14 protein-coding genes and 1 tRNA gene are annotated in these 13,355 nt (G+C 72.6%); 1 reads left to right on the top strand and 14 read right to left on the bottom strand.

Annotated features, from left to right (window positions below; translation table 11 throughout):
* Nucleotides 1-37: 37 nt before the first annotated feature.
* The 7 genes from ruvB to pdxS form a co-directional block, all read right to left on the bottom strand.
* The gene (gene ruvB, locus J2S63_RS02935; RefSeq protein WP_310306568.1) at nucleotides 38-1,054 is read right to left on the bottom strand and encodes a Holliday junction branch migration DNA helicase RuvB; all 1,017 of its coding nucleotides are present in this window, start codon (nucleotides 1,052-1,054) and stop codon (nucleotides 38-40) included.
* Nucleotides 1,055-1,166: 112 nt separating this feature from the next.
* Nucleotides 1,167-1,772 carry a Holliday junction branch migration protein RuvA gene (gene ruvA, locus J2S63_RS02940; RefSeq protein WP_310298389.1) on the bottom strand — a complete coding sequence of 202 codons (606 nt, stop codon included), beginning with the start codon at nucleotides 1,770-1,772 and terminating at the stop codon, nucleotides 1,167-1,169.
* Nucleotides 1,769-2,302, bottom strand: a complete 534-nt coding sequence (gene ruvC, locus J2S63_RS02945; protein ID WP_310298392.1) for a crossover junction endodeoxyribonuclease RuvC — start codon at nucleotides 2,300-2,302, stop codon at nucleotides 1,769-1,771. The genes ruvA and ruvC overlap by 4 nt, the downstream gene beginning before the upstream one ends.
* Nucleotides 2,303-2,389: 87 nt before the next feature.
* Complete coding sequence (locus tag J2S63_RS02950; RefSeq protein ID WP_310298395.1) at nucleotides 2,390-3,154, bottom strand: YebC/PmpR family DNA-binding transcriptional regulator; 765 nt, start codon at nucleotides 3,152-3,154, stop codon at nucleotides 2,390-2,392.
* Nucleotides 3,155-3,178: 24 nt separating this feature from the next.
* Nucleotides 3,179-3,823, bottom strand: a complete 645-nt coding sequence (gene pdxT / locus J2S63_RS02955; RefSeq protein WP_310298398.1) for a pyridoxal 5'-phosphate synthase glutaminase subunit PdxT — start codon at nucleotides 3,821-3,823, stop codon at nucleotides 3,179-3,181.
* A gap of 50 nt (nucleotides 3,824-3,873) precedes the next feature.
* Nucleotides 3,874-4,152 (bottom strand): hypothetical protein, encoded by a 279-nt coding sequence (locus J2S63_RS02960; protein ID WP_310298401.1) that lies wholly within the window; start codon nucleotides 4,150-4,152, stop codon nucleotides 3,874-3,876.
* Between the two features lie 696 nt (nucleotides 4,153-4,848).
* Nucleotides 4,849-5,775, bottom strand: coding sequence for a pyridoxal 5'-phosphate synthase lyase subunit PdxS (gene pdxS / locus J2S63_RS02965; protein ID WP_310298404.1), 927 nt, complete (start codon nucleotides 5,773-5,775; stop codon nucleotides 4,849-4,851).
* A 180-nt stretch (nucleotides 5,776-5,955) separates the two neighbouring features.
* Here pdxS and J2S63_RS02970 point away from each other — a divergent pair, with 180 nt between their 5' ends.
* A complete protein-coding gene (locus J2S63_RS02970) occupies nucleotides 5,956-7,263 on the top strand; it encodes a pullulanase X25 domain-containing protein (RefSeq protein ID WP_310298408.1) in 1,308 nt (435 codons plus the stop codon).
* Nucleotides 7,264-7,279: 16 nt separating this feature from the next.
* Here the strand turns inward: J2S63_RS02970 and J2S63_RS02975 are convergent, their stop codons facing one another.
* From J2S63_RS02975 to J2S63_RS03005, 7 genes are all read right to left on the bottom strand, one after another.
* A complete protein-coding gene (locus tag J2S63_RS02975; protein ID WP_310298412.1) occupies nucleotides 7,280-8,353 on the bottom strand; it encodes a glycosyltransferase family 4 protein in 1,074 nt (357 codons plus the stop codon).
* On the bottom strand, nucleotides 8,353-9,219 hold the full coding sequence (locus J2S63_RS02980; protein WP_310298415.1) for a phosphatidylinositol mannoside acyltransferase: 867 nt from the start codon (nucleotides 9,217-9,219) through the stop codon (nucleotides 8,353-8,355). Before J2S63_RS02980 ends, J2S63_RS02975 begins: the two co-directional genes overlap by 1 nt.
* A gap of 7 nt (nucleotides 9,220-9,226) precedes the next feature.
* The gene (gene pgsA / locus J2S63_RS02985) at nucleotides 9,227-9,874 is read right to left on the bottom strand and encodes a phosphatidylinositol phosphate synthase (RefSeq protein WP_310298417.1); all 648 of its coding nucleotides are present in this window, start codon (nucleotides 9,872-9,874) and stop codon (nucleotides 9,227-9,229) included.
* 31 nt (nucleotides 9,875-9,905) lie between these two features.
* A complete protein-coding gene (locus J2S63_RS02990; RefSeq protein ID WP_310298420.1) occupies nucleotides 9,906-10,376 on the bottom strand; it encodes an HIT family protein in 471 nt (156 codons plus the stop codon).
* 88 nt (nucleotides 10,377-10,464) lie between these two features.
* Entirely contained in the window at nucleotides 10,465-12,462 is a 1,998-nt protein-coding gene (gene thrS / locus J2S63_RS02995) for a threonine--tRNA ligase (RefSeq protein WP_374725100.1), read from the bottom strand.
* A gap of 71 nt (nucleotides 12,463-12,533) precedes the next feature.
* Entirely contained in the window at nucleotides 12,534-12,980 is a 447-nt protein-coding gene (locus J2S63_RS03000) for a hypothetical protein (protein WP_310298422.1), read from the bottom strand.
* Between the two features lie 57 nt (nucleotides 12,981-13,037).
* Nucleotides 13,038-13,109: transfer RNA gene (locus J2S63_RS03005), tRNA-Val, on the bottom strand.
* Nucleotides 13,110-13,355 lie beyond the last annotated feature (246 nt).

Below are 13,355 nucleotides of genomic sequence, written 5' to 3' on the forward strand. Positions count from 1 at the left end.
GACGAAGGAGCCCCCCTCGTCGCGCCAGTGGCAGAGTCTAGCCCTCGAGGTCGAGGCTCATCTGCGGCTCCTGGGGAGGGGCCAGCCCGAGGTGGGTCCAGGCGGCGCGCGTGGCGACCCGTCCCCGCGGCGTGCGCGCCAGGAAGCCCGACCGCACCAGGAAGGGCTCGGCGACCTCCTCGACGGTCTCCCGCTCCTCCCCCACGGCCACGGCGAGGGTGGACAGCCCGACCGGGCCTCCCCCGAACCGGCGGCACAGGGCGTCGAGCACGGCCCGGTCGAGCCGGTCGAGCCCCGAGCGGTCGACCTCGTAGAGGTCGAGGGCGGCCCGGGCCACCGCGCGGGTGCCGGTGCCGTCGGCGCGGACCTGGGCGTAGTCGCGCACCCGGCGCAGCAGACGGTTGGCGATGCGCGGCGTGCCGCGGCTGCGCGAGGCGATCTCGGCACAGCCCTCGTCGTCGACCGGTGCCTCGAGCAGCCCGGCGCTGCGCCGGATGATGCGCTCGAGCTCGACGGGCTCGTAGAACTCCAGGTGGGCGGTGAAGCCGAACCGGTCGCGCAGCGGGCCCGGCAGCAGGCCGGCCCGGGTGGTCGCGCCGACCAGGGTGAAAGGAGGCAGCTCGAGGGGGATGGCGGTGGCGCCGGGGCCCTTGCCGACCACGACGTCGACCCGGAAGTCCTCCATCGCCATGTAGAGCATCTCCTCCGCCGGGCGCGCCATCCGGTGGATCTCGTCGACGAAGAGGACGTCGCCCTCGTTGAGGCCGGACAGGATCGCTGCCAGGTCGCCGGCGTGAGTGATCGCCGGGCCGCTGGTGAGGCGCAGCGGCACGGTCATCTCGGCGGCGATGATCATCGCCAGCGTCGTCTTGCCCAGTCCGGGCGGCCCGCTGAGGAGCACGTGGTCCGGGGTCCTCCCCCGGCGTCGCGCCGCGTGCAGCATCAGTGAGAGCTGCTCGCGCACGCGCTCCTGCCCGACCAGCTCGTCGAGGGTGCGGGGACGCAGCGCGGCCTCGACGGCGCGCTCGTCACCCACCGCCTCGGCGTCCACCAGGGCACGGCTCTCGAGGTAGGAGAGCTCGGCGGCGCTGAGCTGGTCCAGGTCGCCGAGGTCGCCGAGGTCGCCTGGGTCGCCGAGATCGCCGGGGTCGTGGTTCACCGGTGCCTCACGACCGGCTCAGGGTGCGCAGGGCCGCCCGCAGGAGGGCGGCGACGTCCGGGCTGGGGCCGGCGTCGTCGGCGACGGTCTCCACGGCGCGGTCGGCCTCCTTGACCGACCAACCGAGACCGACCAGGCCCTCCCGGACCTGGCCGCGCCAGGCGGGCTCGGCCGGCGTGGGCGTGGCCGTGGCGAGCGCGCCCCCGCCCGTCGGGGAGCCGACGCGGTCCTTGAGCTCGAGGATGATGCGCTGGGCGCCCTTCTGGCCGATGCCGGGCACCCGCGTCAACGCCCGGACGTCCTCGGTGGTGACCGCCCGGCGCAGGTCGTCGGGCGGGAGGACCGCGAGCATCGCCTGGGCGAGCTTGGGCCCGACCCCCGAGGCGGTCTGCAGCAGCTCGAAGAGCGTGCGCTCGTCCTCGTCGAGGAACCCGAACAGGGTCAGCGAGTCCTCGCGCACGACCATGCTGGTCGGCAGGGTGGCCTCGCCGCCGAGCCGCAGTGTGGCGATGGTGCCGGGGGTGCAGTTGAGCTCCAGGCCCACCCCGCCCAGGTCGACGACGACGGAGGTCAGCCCGACCTGGGCCACGCGTCCACGGACGAAGGCGATCATCGGGCGGCTCCTCGGGTGACGCTCGACTGCTGGAGGGCGGTGGCGATGCGGCGCTGGGCGCCGCCTCGCCAGACGTGGCAGATGGCCAGGGCGAGCGCGTCCGCCGCATCGGCGGGCCGCGGTGCCTCGGCCAGGCGCAGGAGGCGCGTGACCATGGCCCCCACCTGGGCCTTGTCGGCCCGGCCGCTGCCGGTGACCGCGGCCTTGACCTCGCTGGGGGTGTGCAGCGCGACCGGGATCCCGCGTCGCGCCGCGGCGACCATCGCCAGGCCGCTCACCTGGGCCGTGCCCATGACGGTGCGGACGTTGTGCTGGCTGAAGACCCGCTCCACCGCGACCACGTCGGGGGCGTGACGGTCGATCCAGGCGCCGATCTCGACGTCGACCAGGTGCAGGCGCTGGGCGACCTCGAGGTCGGGCGAGGTGCGGGCGACGCCGACGTCGACCAGGGTGAGCGGTCGACCGGGCGAGCCGTCCACGACCCCCAGGCCGCAGCGCGTCAGACCGGGGTCGATCCCGAGCACCCGCATGCGGCTCTCCTCAACGTCGTCCGAACATGTGTTCGTACGACGCTAGCCGAGGCCACCCCGGAGCCGGGGCAGACGCGCCGGGCCGCCTCAGGCGTCGAGCGCCTCGAGCACGTCGTCGGGGATGTCGAAGTTGCCGAAGACGTTCTGGACGTCGTCGAGGTCCTCCAGCGCCTCGACCAGGCGCATCACCTTGGCGGCGCCGTCGGCGTCGACCTGCACCTCCATCGACGGGACCCACTGGGCCTCGGCGGAGTCGTAGTCCAGGCCGGCCTCCTGGACCGCCGAGCGCACGGCGAGCAGGTCGGTGGCCTCGCTGAGCACCTCGAAGGCGTCGCCGAGGTCGTTGACCTCCTCGGCCCCCGCCTCGAGGGTCGCCTCGAGGACGTCGTCCTCCCCGATCGCTCGGTCGCCCTGCTCCTTGGGCAGCACGACGACGCCCTTGCGCGTGAAGAGGTAGGCCACCGAGCCCGGGTCGGCGAGGGTGCCGCCGTTGCGGGAGGTCGCGGTGCGGACCTCCATCGCGGCGCGGTTGCGGTTGTCGGTGAGGCACTCGATCAGCAGCGCGACACCGCCCGGACCGTAGCCCTCGTACATGATCGTCTGGTAGTCCGCGCCACCCGCCTCGGCGCCCGAGCCACGCTTGACCGCCCGGTCGATGTTGTCGTTGGGGACCGAGGACTTCTTGGCCTTCTGGATCGCGTCGTAGAGCGTCGGGTTGCCCGTCGGGTCACCGCCGCCCATGCGGGCCGCGACCTCGATGTTCTTGATCAGCTTGGCGAACAGCTTGCCGCGGCGGGCATCGATGACCGCCTTCTTGTGCTTGGTGGTGGCCCACTTGGAGTGACCGGACATGCAGGCGATCCTATGCGAGGCGACTCAGCGCGCCGCACCCGCCAGGCGCACGAAGAACGCGTGCACGCGACCGTCGCCGGTGATCTCGGGGTGGAACGAGGTGGCCATGAGGGCGCCCTGGCGCACCGCGACGACCCGGCCGGAGGCGGGGCCCGTGGCCACGGTGCCGAGCACCTCGACGCCCTCCCCCACCTGCTCCACCCACGGGGCGCGGATGAACACCGCGTGGAACGGCCCGTCCAGCGAGGTCTCCGCCGCGGCCCCGGCCTCCTCCACCTCGGCGTGCAGGTCGAGGTCGGCCTCGAACGAGTCGACCTGGCGGCCGAACGCGTTGCGGCGCACGACGACGTCGAGGCCGCCGATCGTCTCCTGGCCCTCGACGCCGCCCTCGATCCGGTCGGCGAGCAGGATCATCCCGGCGCACGTGCCGAACATCGGCAGGCCGTCCCGGGCACGCTCGCGCAGCGGCTCGAGCAGCTCGAAGGTCCGCGCGAGCTTGACCATCGTGGTCGACTCGCCGCCCGGCAGCACCAGGCCGTCGACCTCGGCGAGCTCACGTGGACGGCGTACGGCGACCGCGTCGGCCCCGCCACGCACGAGCATCGCGAGGTGCTCGCGTACGTCGCCCTGGAGGGCGAGGACACCGATGCGGGGACGGGTGCGGGACACCGGGCAAGCCTAGGAGCCAGACCACCACCAGCCGCACCGAGGGGTCGCCCTCAGGGGCGCTGGAGCATCGAGAACGCGGCGGCCCACGACAGCACCCGAGCCACCCCGCCCAGGCGCCGTCCCGTCGCTGCGACCTCGAGAGGGTCGAAGGTGCGGTCGAGGCGAGGGGTGAGGACCTCGAAGACGCCGGGATGCTGCAGGGCCGCCGCGACGACGGGCCAGGAGTCGCGCACCGGGTCGTCGGGGGCGAGCCAGATCGGCCCACCGGCTGGTCGCCGCGCTCGCCGAGCGCCGAGACCCAGCCGGACGGGTCCTCGGCCACCGCGCACGCGACCTGCTCGGGGACGGCCAGCGGTGCGGCGTCGAACAACCACTCACCGGCACTCGCCACGCGCCTGCCGATGACGTGCTCGCCGGGCTGGAGGGTGGCGGCCGTCCCGAGGTTGAGCGTCCGCACCTCCCGATCGGCTGCGACGTCGAGCCACGTGATCGTGGTGGCGTCGTCACGGACGAGACGAAGGCGCCCATGGCTGCTCCGCACCAGCCCCTCGACGCCGACCGCACGAGCGACGAGCCCGGGAGAGCACGTCCCGAGGAAGTCCCGCAGTCCGTGGTGGTCGTTCAGGTAGGACTGGGCGAACACCCAGTCGTGGTCCGAGACCTGGCACTGCGCATCGATCGGGTCGCGGACGGCCCGTGCGCCGGTGGCACCGGCCAGACGAGCGCGGCGGGCGTCGCGGAAGGCGGCCAGGATGTCCAGCGAGCCCGGTCTGCCCAGGTGCCCGACGGCCTGCGAGCGGATCCATCGCGCCAGCGCCCAGGGCGGCAGGAGGCGGATCCCGGCCATCGCCTCCTGGGGGAGCCCGGCGGTCGGCAGCCGGCGAGGTCGTGGTCGGTGCGGGGCGCGCTTGCGACTGCGTCAGTTCGACATACGCGCATGTCAGCAGTCATCGGCGACAGCGAACGGCCCCTCCTCCCGCGCCGGGAGGAGGGGCCGCTCTGTCAGTCTGTGGGTGAGACCCGGCTCACCAGCCGCGCTCGGCGAGCCGGTGGGGCTGCGGGATGTCGTCGACGTTGATGCCGACCATCGCCTCGCCGAGACCACGGGAGACCTTGGCGACGACGTCGGGGTCGTCGTAGAAGGTCGTGGCCTTGACGATCGCCTCGGCGCGCTGCTGGGGGTTGCCGGACTTGAAGATGCCGGAGCCCACGAACACGCCCTCGGCGCCGAGCTGCATCATCATCGCGGCGTCGGCCGGGGTGGCGATGCCGCCGGCGGTGAACAGCACGACGGGGAGCTTGCCGGCCTCGGCGACCTCCTTGACCAGGGAGTAGGGCGCCTGGAGCTCCTTGGCGGCCACGAACAGCTCGTCGGGCTCGAGGTTCTGCAGGCGGCGGAGCTCGCGGCGGATCGTGCGCATGTGGGTGACGGCGTTGGAGACGTCGCCCGTGCCGGCCTCGCCCTTGGAGCGGATCATCGCCGCGCCCTCGGTGATGCGGCGCAGCGCCTCGCCCAGGTTGGTCGCCCCGCACACGAACGGCACGGTGAACTGCCACTTGTCGATGTGGTTGGCGTAGTCGGCCGGGGTGAGGACCTCGGACTCGTCGATGTAGTCGACGCCCAGGCTCTGCAGCACCTGCGCCTCGGCGAAGTGGCCGATGCGGGCCTTGGCCATCACCGGGATCGAGACGGTCTCGATGATGCCGTCGATCATGTCGGGGTCGCTCATCCGGGAGACGCCGCCCTGCGCACGGATGTCGGCGGGCACGCGCTCGAGGGCCATGACGGCGACGGCACCGGCGTCCTCGGCGATCTTGGCCTGCTCGGGGGTGACCACGTCCATGATCACGCCGCCCTTGAGCATCTCGGCCATGCCGCGCTTGACGCCCTCGGTGCCCCGCTGGGGAGCGCTCTCGGTGGTGGCGTCGGGGGTGCTGGTCTGGTCAGTCACAAGGTCACTCTTCGATCGGATCGGGGGTCGGGGACGGTCACGAGACCGCCTCCCAGTCTACTTCCGGGGCCCGCGGGACCGAAATCCGCGGACTCTCCGCAGGACCTCCGGTACTGGTCGCTCGTCCGCGCCGCCCCCACCATGGCGCTGTCGGTCCAGGAACGTCCGGAGGGACCCGCCATGAGATCCAGGCTCCACGCTGCACTGCTCGCCACCGTGGTCTCCCTCGGCACCCTCCTCCTGCCGTCCGCGCCGGCGGCCCAGGCCCAGCCCACGACGGTGTCGGTCCCGGGCAGCTTCGGCAGCGAGGTCGGCTGCGCCGGCGACTGGGACCCCGGCTGCAGCCAGGTGCAGCTGGTGCGCGGGACGGACGACGACGTGTGGTCGACCGTCCTGTGGCTCCCCGAGGGCAGCTATGAGTACAAGGCCGCGCTCAACGGCACGTGGGACGTCAACTACGGCCTCCACGCCGTCCAAGGAGGCGACGTCATCCCCCTCACCGTCCCGCCCGGCGGTGCCTCGGTGAAGCTCTACTACGACGACACGACGCACTGGGTGACGGACTCGACGGGCACGACCGTCGTCACCGCGGCGGGCAGCTTCCAGTCCGAGCTCGGCTGCCCGGGCGACTGGGCCCCGGACTGCCTGCGCTCCTGGCTGGAGGACCCGGACGGCGACGGCACCTCCACGTTCACCACCACCGCCCTCCCGGCCGGCGACTACGAGGTGAAGGCGGCCCTCGGCGAGACGTGGGACGTGAACTACGGCGCCGGCGGCGCACCCAACGGCTCGAACATCCTGTTCCACGTGCCGACCACGGGCTCCGCGGTCACCTTCTCGTTCGACGGCGCCACCCACGTCCTGACCGTCACGACCCAGCCCACCCAGCAGGCGACCTCGGTCACGGTCACCTCGTCGGCCAACCCGTCGCTCGTCGGCCAGCAGGTCACCTACACCGCGACGGTGAGCCCGGAGCCCGGTGGAGGCACGGTGGACTTCACCGACGGCGGGACCTCGATCGACGGTTGCGGCGCCGTCGCCGTCGGCACGACGGGCACCGCGACCTGCGAGACGACGTACTCCGCGGTGGGCACGCGCACGATCGCGGCGACGTACTCCGGCGACGACGCGTCCGCGAGCAGCGCGTCCGGCCCGCTGAGCCAGCAGGTCGGCTACGGCACGAGGCTGCGCTACGACGCGTCCAAGTCGAACCGGGCCGGGTCGACGGTGCCGGTCAAGGTGCAGCTGGTGGACGCCACCGGAACGAACGTGTCCGCTCCGGGGACCACCCTCACCGTCACGGGGTTCTCGCCGTCACCGGCCCCGGGCACGGCCCCCTCGGGGACCTTCACCTCTATGACGTCCGCCCAGGGTGCGTACTACCAGCTCAACGTGCGAACCACGCGGTACCCCAAGGCGCGCTACCAGCTGTCGTTCACGGCGACCGGCGACCCGACGGTCCACACCGCCACGGTCGTGGTCGGCTGAGCCACCGGCGGCCCGGTCAGCGCGGGCTCAGCGTCCGCCGGTAGACCTCCACGATGCGCGGGGTCACCACGCTCCAGTCCAGGCGGCGGGCGGCGGCGCGACCGCTCCGTCCCAGGGAGGTACGGCGGGCCGGGTCCGCGAGCAGCCCGGTCACCGCCGCCGCCAGGTCGGCGGACCGACCGGGGGGCACGAGGAGCCCGTGCCGCCCGTCACCGAGCAGCGCCCGGAACGCCGGCAGGTCGGAGGCGACGACCGGGGCGCCGGCGGCCATCGCCTCGGCGACGACGATGCCGAAGCTCTCGCCCCCGAGGTGCGGGGCGAGGACCACGTCGGCGGACAGCAGCAGGCGGGCCTTCTCCGCCTCGCTCACCGGGCCGATGACGTCCACATGGTCCGCGGCGCCCTCGACGTGGCCAGGGCCCGCGACGACCAGACGGGCGGTCGGGTGGGCCGGCACGACGGCGCTCATCGCGCGCAGCGCGACGGCCAGACCCTTGCGGGGCTCGTCGGCGCGCCCCAGGAACAGCACGGTCGGGGTCGCCGAGGGACTGCGCTCCCCCGCGAACCGCTCCAGGTCGAGCGCATTGGGGATCACCTCGACCGGGGCGTCGCTGTAGCGCGCGAGCGTGTCGGCCGCGACCCGGGAGACCGCGATGTGCGCGTCGATCCGGCGACTGCGGCGGGCGACGGTGGCCGCGCCGGCCCGCATCGCCAGCGCCCGCTCCTGGGCGGTGTGGACCGTGGCGACCAGCGGCAGCGACCCGGCACCGAGCGCGTGCCACGTCACGCTCGGCGTGACCGGCTCGTGCAGGTGGAGCACGTCGAACCGGCCGTCGCCCAGCCAGGCCCTGGTGCGTCGGGCGGTCTGGGGACCCAGGTCGAGCCGCGCGACCGAGCCGTTCCAGCGCACCGGGAGGTCCTGCCCGGTCGTGGTGACCCACTCGGGGTGCTGGCCCGTGTTGGGCCGGCCGGGCGCGAGCACCCCGACGTGGTGGCCCAGCCGGCGCAGCGACCCGGCCAGCCCGAGCACCTGGGCCTGCACTCCCCCGCGCGCGTCGAGGGAGTAGGGGCACACCAGCCCGACGCGCATCAGGGGAAGACCCGCTGCATCATGTGCCAGTCGGCGGTGTCGGCGACCAGGCCGCGGGAGAACGCCGCGGCCACGGCACGGGTCGCCGCGGCCACGCCGTCCTCGCCGGTCCCGGGATCGACCGGCTCGTGGAAGGTGATCTCGAGGTCGTCCTCGCGGTAGGCCAGGGTCACCGGCACCAGGTCGGCGCCCGTGCGCTGCGCCAGGAGGGCCGGCCCCGGCGGCATCCTGGCTGGCTGTCCCGCCAGCTCGACGTCGACCGCCGTGCGGCTCAGGTCGCGGTCGGCCAGCAGGCACACGAACCCGCCCGCGCCGGCCCAGTCCCCCAGCGCCGTCATCGGCGGCTCTCCCCCGGTGAGCGGGAGGATCTGCATGCCGAGGGAGGAGCGGAACCGCACGAACTCGTCGTACACCCGGACGGGCTCGAGGCGCTCGGCGACGGTCATCAGCGGCATGCCGGTCGCGCAGGCCCAGGCCCCGGCCCAGTCCCAGTTGGCCTGGTGGGGCAGGGCGGCGACGACACCGCGCCCCTCGGCGTACGGCGTGCGGAGTCGTTCCTCACCGGCGGTGCGGGTGCGCGCGACGAGGTCGTCGAGGGGCCAGGTCGAGAGGCGGAACGCCTCGCACCAGTAGCGCAGGTAGGACTGCACCCCGTCGTGGACGAGGTCCTCGAGGTCGGCGGCGTCGAGCTCGGGCCGCAGGCGGGCGTAGTTGGCGCGCAGCTGCTGCACCCCGCGTCCGTTGCGCCGGTAGGTGCGCCCGCCGATCCGGGCGAACAGCGAGCGGGCCCGCGCCTCCGGCAGCCGGCCGACCCCGCGCCAGGCACCGACGTACGCCGAGGCGACGGCCCGGTCGCGCAGGCTCACGCCGGTCTCACGCGACGGGACGCGTGGTCTCGAGGGCGCGCGACTGGTCGCGGACGGTCAGCACGCGCTGGAAGACGGTGATCGTGCTGGCCACGGCGAGGGCACCGAGGGTGACCGGGATCGCCCAGAGCGCGTCCTCGCCGGCGCCCAGGAGGTTGGCGATGTCGGCCAGGCCGGTGACCACGAGGATCGAGACCAGGCGGGTCGCGCGCTCGGCGATGCCGACCTTGGCCTCCATGCCCAGCGACTCCGCGCGAGCCCGGGCGTAGGAGGTGACCGACCCCATCACGAGGTCGTAGAGGCACAACGCGACGAGCCACTCGTTGTCGCCGGGACCGACGTAGTACATCGCCAGGCCGGCGAACACCGCGGCGTCGGCGATGCGGTCGAGCGTGGAGTCCAGGAAGGCCCCGAAGGGCGAGACCCGCCCCGACAGGCGCGCCATGTTGCCGTCGACGATGTCGGAGAAGACGAAGGCGGTGATCACCAGGACGCCGACCAGCAGGAGGCCCTGGGGGAAGAAGACCAACGCGCCGGCGCAGACCCCGAGGGTGCCCACCAGGGTGACCGCGTCGGGGCTGACGCCCAGCTTGAGGAGGAGGCGGGCGATGGGTGTGAAGACCCCGCCCCAGAAGGCCCGGAAACGTTCGAACATGGTGGGGCCAGGCTAGCGGCCGCGCTCCCCCTCAGACGGTCGGCCACGCCTCGGCGAGCAGGGCACGGGTCTCGGTGAGCAGCTGGGGCAGCGTCTTGGTGCGCCCGATGATCGGCATGAAGTTGGCGTCGCCGCCCCAGCGGGGCACGACGTGCTGGTGCAGGTGGGCGGCGATCCCCGCGCCGGCGACGTGCCCCTGGTTCATGCCGAGGTTGAACCCGTGGGCGCCGCTGACCGCGCGGATCACCCGCATCGCCTGCTTGGTGAACGCGGCGAGCTCCGCGGTCTCCTCGTCGGTGAGGTCGGTGTAGTCCGCGACGTGGCGGTAGGGGCAGACCATCAGGTGGCCCGAGGAGTAGGGGTAGAGGTTGAGCACGGCGAAGGTGTGCTCGCCGCGGTGCACGACCAGCCCCTCCTCGTCGCCGAGGGTGGGGATCCGGCAGAAGGGGCACTGCCCCTCGCTGCCGTCGGCGGGCTTGTTCTCCCCCGAGATGTAGGCCATCCGGTGAGGAGTCCACAATCGCTCGAGAGCATCCCTCTCCCCTGCGCCGTACTGGTGGACGGCACCCACCTCATCGTCTCCCACCTCGTTACACCTGGGCCTTGTCCTCGACCGCCTTCACGACCTGCTCGATCGCCTCGTCCACCGAGAGGCCGTTGGCCTGCTCTCCGTCGCGGAAGCGGAACGAGACGGTGCCCGCCTCGAGGTCGCGGTCGCCGACCAGCAGCATGTAGGGGACCTTCTGCAGCTGGGCGTTGCGGATCTTCTTCTGCATCCGCTCGTCGGAGTAGTCGACCTCGACGCGGATCCCCCGCGCACGCATCCTGGTCGCCACCTCGTCGAGGAAGTCGAGGTGACGCTCCGCGACGGGGATGCCGGCGACCTGCACGGGGGCCAGCCAGGGCGGGAAGGCGCCGGCGTAGTGCTCGACCAGGACGCCGTAGAACCGCTCCAGCGACCCGAACTTGGCCGAGTGGATCATCACCGGCTCGTGCGGCGAGCCGTCGGGGCCGGCGTACTCCAGCCCGAAGCCCTTGGGCTGGTTGAAGTCGTACTGGATGGTCGACATCTGCCAGGTGCGACCGATCGCGTCGCGCGCCTGGACCGAGATCTTGGGGCCGTAGAACGCCGCGCCGCCCGGGTCGGCGACCAGCTCGAGGCCGGACTCGTCGGCGACGTCCTGGAGCACCTGGGTCGCCTCGGCCCAGTCCTCGTCGGAGCCGACGAACTTGTCGGGCTTGGAGTCGTCGCGGGTCGAGAGCTCGAGGTAGAAGTCGTCGAGCCCGAAGTCGCGCAGCAGGCCGAGCACGAAGTCGAGCAGGTGCTTGATCTCGGCGGGTGCCTGCTCCTTGGTGACGTAGGAGTGCGAGTCGTCCTGGGTCATCCCCCGCACACGGGTGAGGCCGTGGATCACGCCCGACTTCTCGTAGCGGTAGACCGAGCCGAACTCGAACAGCCGCAGCGGGAGCTCGCGGTAGGAGCGCTGCCGCGAGCGGTAGATCAGGTTGTGCATCGGGCAGTTCATCGGCTTGACCATGTACTTCGCGCCCTCGAAGTCCATCGGCGGGAACATGGTGTCGGCGTAGTAGGGCAGGTGGCCCGAGGTGTAGAAGAGGCCCTCCTTGGTGATGTGCGGGGTGCCGACGTAGGAGAAGCCCTCCTCGATGTGGCGCCGGCGGACGTAGTCCTCCATCACCCGCTTGAGCACGCCGCCCTTGGGGTGGAAGACCGCGAGGCCCGAGCCGAGCTCGTCGGGGAACGAGAAGAGGTCGAGCTCGCGGCCGAGCTTGCGGTGGTCGCGCCGCTCGGCCTCCTCGATGCGGTGCAGGTGCTCCTCCAGCGCCTCCTTGGACTCCCACGCGGTGCCGTAGATGCGCTGCAGCTGCTTGTTCTTCTCGTCGCCGCGCCAGTACGCCGCCGCGCTGCGCATCAGCTTGAAGGCCGGGATGCGCTTGGTGGTGGGCAGGTGGGGACCGCGGCACAGGTCCTTCCACGCCAGGTCACCGTTGCGGCGGTGGTTGTCGTAGATGGTCAGCTCGCCGGCGCCCACCTCGGCCGACGCGCCCTCGGCGATGCTGTCGGTCGAGCCTGTCGAGACCCCACCCTTGAGCCCGATCAGCTCGAGCTTGTAGGGCTCGTCGGCCAGCTCCTCGCGCGCGTCGTCGTCGCTCACCACGCGACGGGAGAACCGCTGGCCCTCCTTGATGATCTTGCGCATCCGGGTCTCGATCTTGTCGAGGTCCTCGGGCACGAACGGGGTCGGGACGTCGAAGTCGTAGTAGAAGCCGTTCTCGATCGGCGGCCCGATGCCCAGCTTGGCCTCGGGGTAGAGCTCCTGGACGGCCTGGGCCATCACGTGCGCGCAGGAGTGGCGCAGGATGTCGTGCCCGTCCTTGCTGTCGATCGCGACGCCCTCGACCTCGTCGCCGTCGCCGAGCTCGTAGGCGAGGTCCTTGAGGTCGCCACCGACGCGGGCAGCGATGATGCTCGGCTCCTCGGCGAACAGCTCCCACGCCTTGGTGCCCGTGGTGACCGCGCGCTCGGCTCGCTCGCCTGCGTCGATGACGGTCACCTTGGTCTCGGACACCGGGTTGCTCCTGTACGTCGGGGGCTGGGCGCCTCGATCGTATCGGCCGGGTCGGGGGCCCCGGCCAGCCGTCATCCCCCGTGCGCGTCCTCGGGCGTCGCCTCGTGACCCTCGCGGCCCTGGGTGCGCCGCAGCGCCTTCATCTCGGCCTCGAACACGTGCCGCTTGCCCTCGACCAGGTCGTCCAGGGCCCGCTGGTGGAGGCCCTTGACGTCGGCGTAGTAGCCGTCGTCGTAGGCCTCCACCATCTGGAAGGACCACATCCCCGGCAGCGGGTTGCGCCCGAGGACCGTCGCGTCGAGCGCGTCGGCGAGGTCGTGGTGGCCGGCCTCGCGGATGAGCCGGGTCGCCTCCTCCATCGTGGTCTCGGCGCTGCCGCACAGGCGGTGGAAGGCGTAGAGGTGGCCGCGGGCGTCCTCGACGTGGTCGACGGCGGCGGAGAGCTTGCCCAGCGCCTCGACGGTGGCGTCGGTGACGCCGGCGGGACGGCGGTGGTCGGGGTCCGGGAAGTCGGTCATGTCTGGTGGTTCACCAGATCGCCGCGAGCCAAACGGCCCGGAGGGGTGCAGTCGGGGTGGGCGATACTGGGTTCGAACCAGTGACCTCTTCGGTGTGAACGAAGCGCGCTACCACTGCGCCAATCGCCCGGGTGCGGGGACACGATAGCCCACCCGATCGGCGTCGCCGACCACGGGTCTCCCCCGCCCGGGCGGCCGTCTGCGGCGCCGGGCGACGTCCTGGAACGGTCCCGGAGGGGTCCTGGGACCCCTCCACCCCGGTCGCGGGTGGACAGGAGGACCAAGGTCCTTTATGTTTGTTTTGTCCGTTTCTCCGGCCTTGTCGCCGCCCGGGTGGACAATCCGAGTGCGCCCGCGGATCACCCGTCTCTAGTC

It is taken from the genome of Nocardioides marmoribigeumensis, assembly GCF_031458325.1.
GTDB classification, from domain to species: domain Bacteria; phylum Actinomycetota; class Actinomycetes; order Propionibacteriales; family Nocardioidaceae; genus Marmoricola_A; species Marmoricola_A marmoribigeumensis.

Coding starts and splice junctions, on each gene's coding strand:
- ruvA (WP_310298389.1), bottom strand. CDS start 1,772: ATGATCGCCTTCGTCCGTGGACGCGTGGCCCAGGTCGGGCTGACCTCC.
- ruvC (WP_310298392.1), bottom strand. CDS start 2,302: ATGCGGGTGCTCGGGATCGACCCCGGTCTGACGCGCTGCGGCCTGGGG.
- J2S63_RS02950 (WP_310298395.1), bottom strand. CDS start 3,154: ATGTCCGGTCACTCCAAGTGGGCCACCACCAAGCACAAGAAGGCGGTC.
- J2S63_RS02970 (WP_310298408.1), top strand. CDS start 5,956: ATGAGATCCAGGCTCCACGCTGCACTGCTCGCCACCGTGGTCTCCCTC.
- J2S63_RS02975 (WP_310298412.1), bottom strand. CDS start 8,353: ATGCGCGTCGGGCTGGTGTGCCCCTACTCCCTCGACGCGCGCGGGGGA.
- pgsA (WP_310298417.1), bottom strand. CDS start 9,874: ATGTTCGAACGTTTCCGGGCCTTCTGGGGCGGGGTCTTCACACCCATC.
- J2S63_RS02990 (WP_310298420.1), bottom strand. CDS start 10,376: ATGGCCTACATCTCGGGGGAGAACAAGCCCGCCGACGGCAGCGAGGGG.
- J2S63_RS03000 (WP_310298422.1), bottom strand. CDS start 12,980: ATGACCGACTTCCCGGACCCCGACCACCGCCGTCCCGCCGGCGTCACC.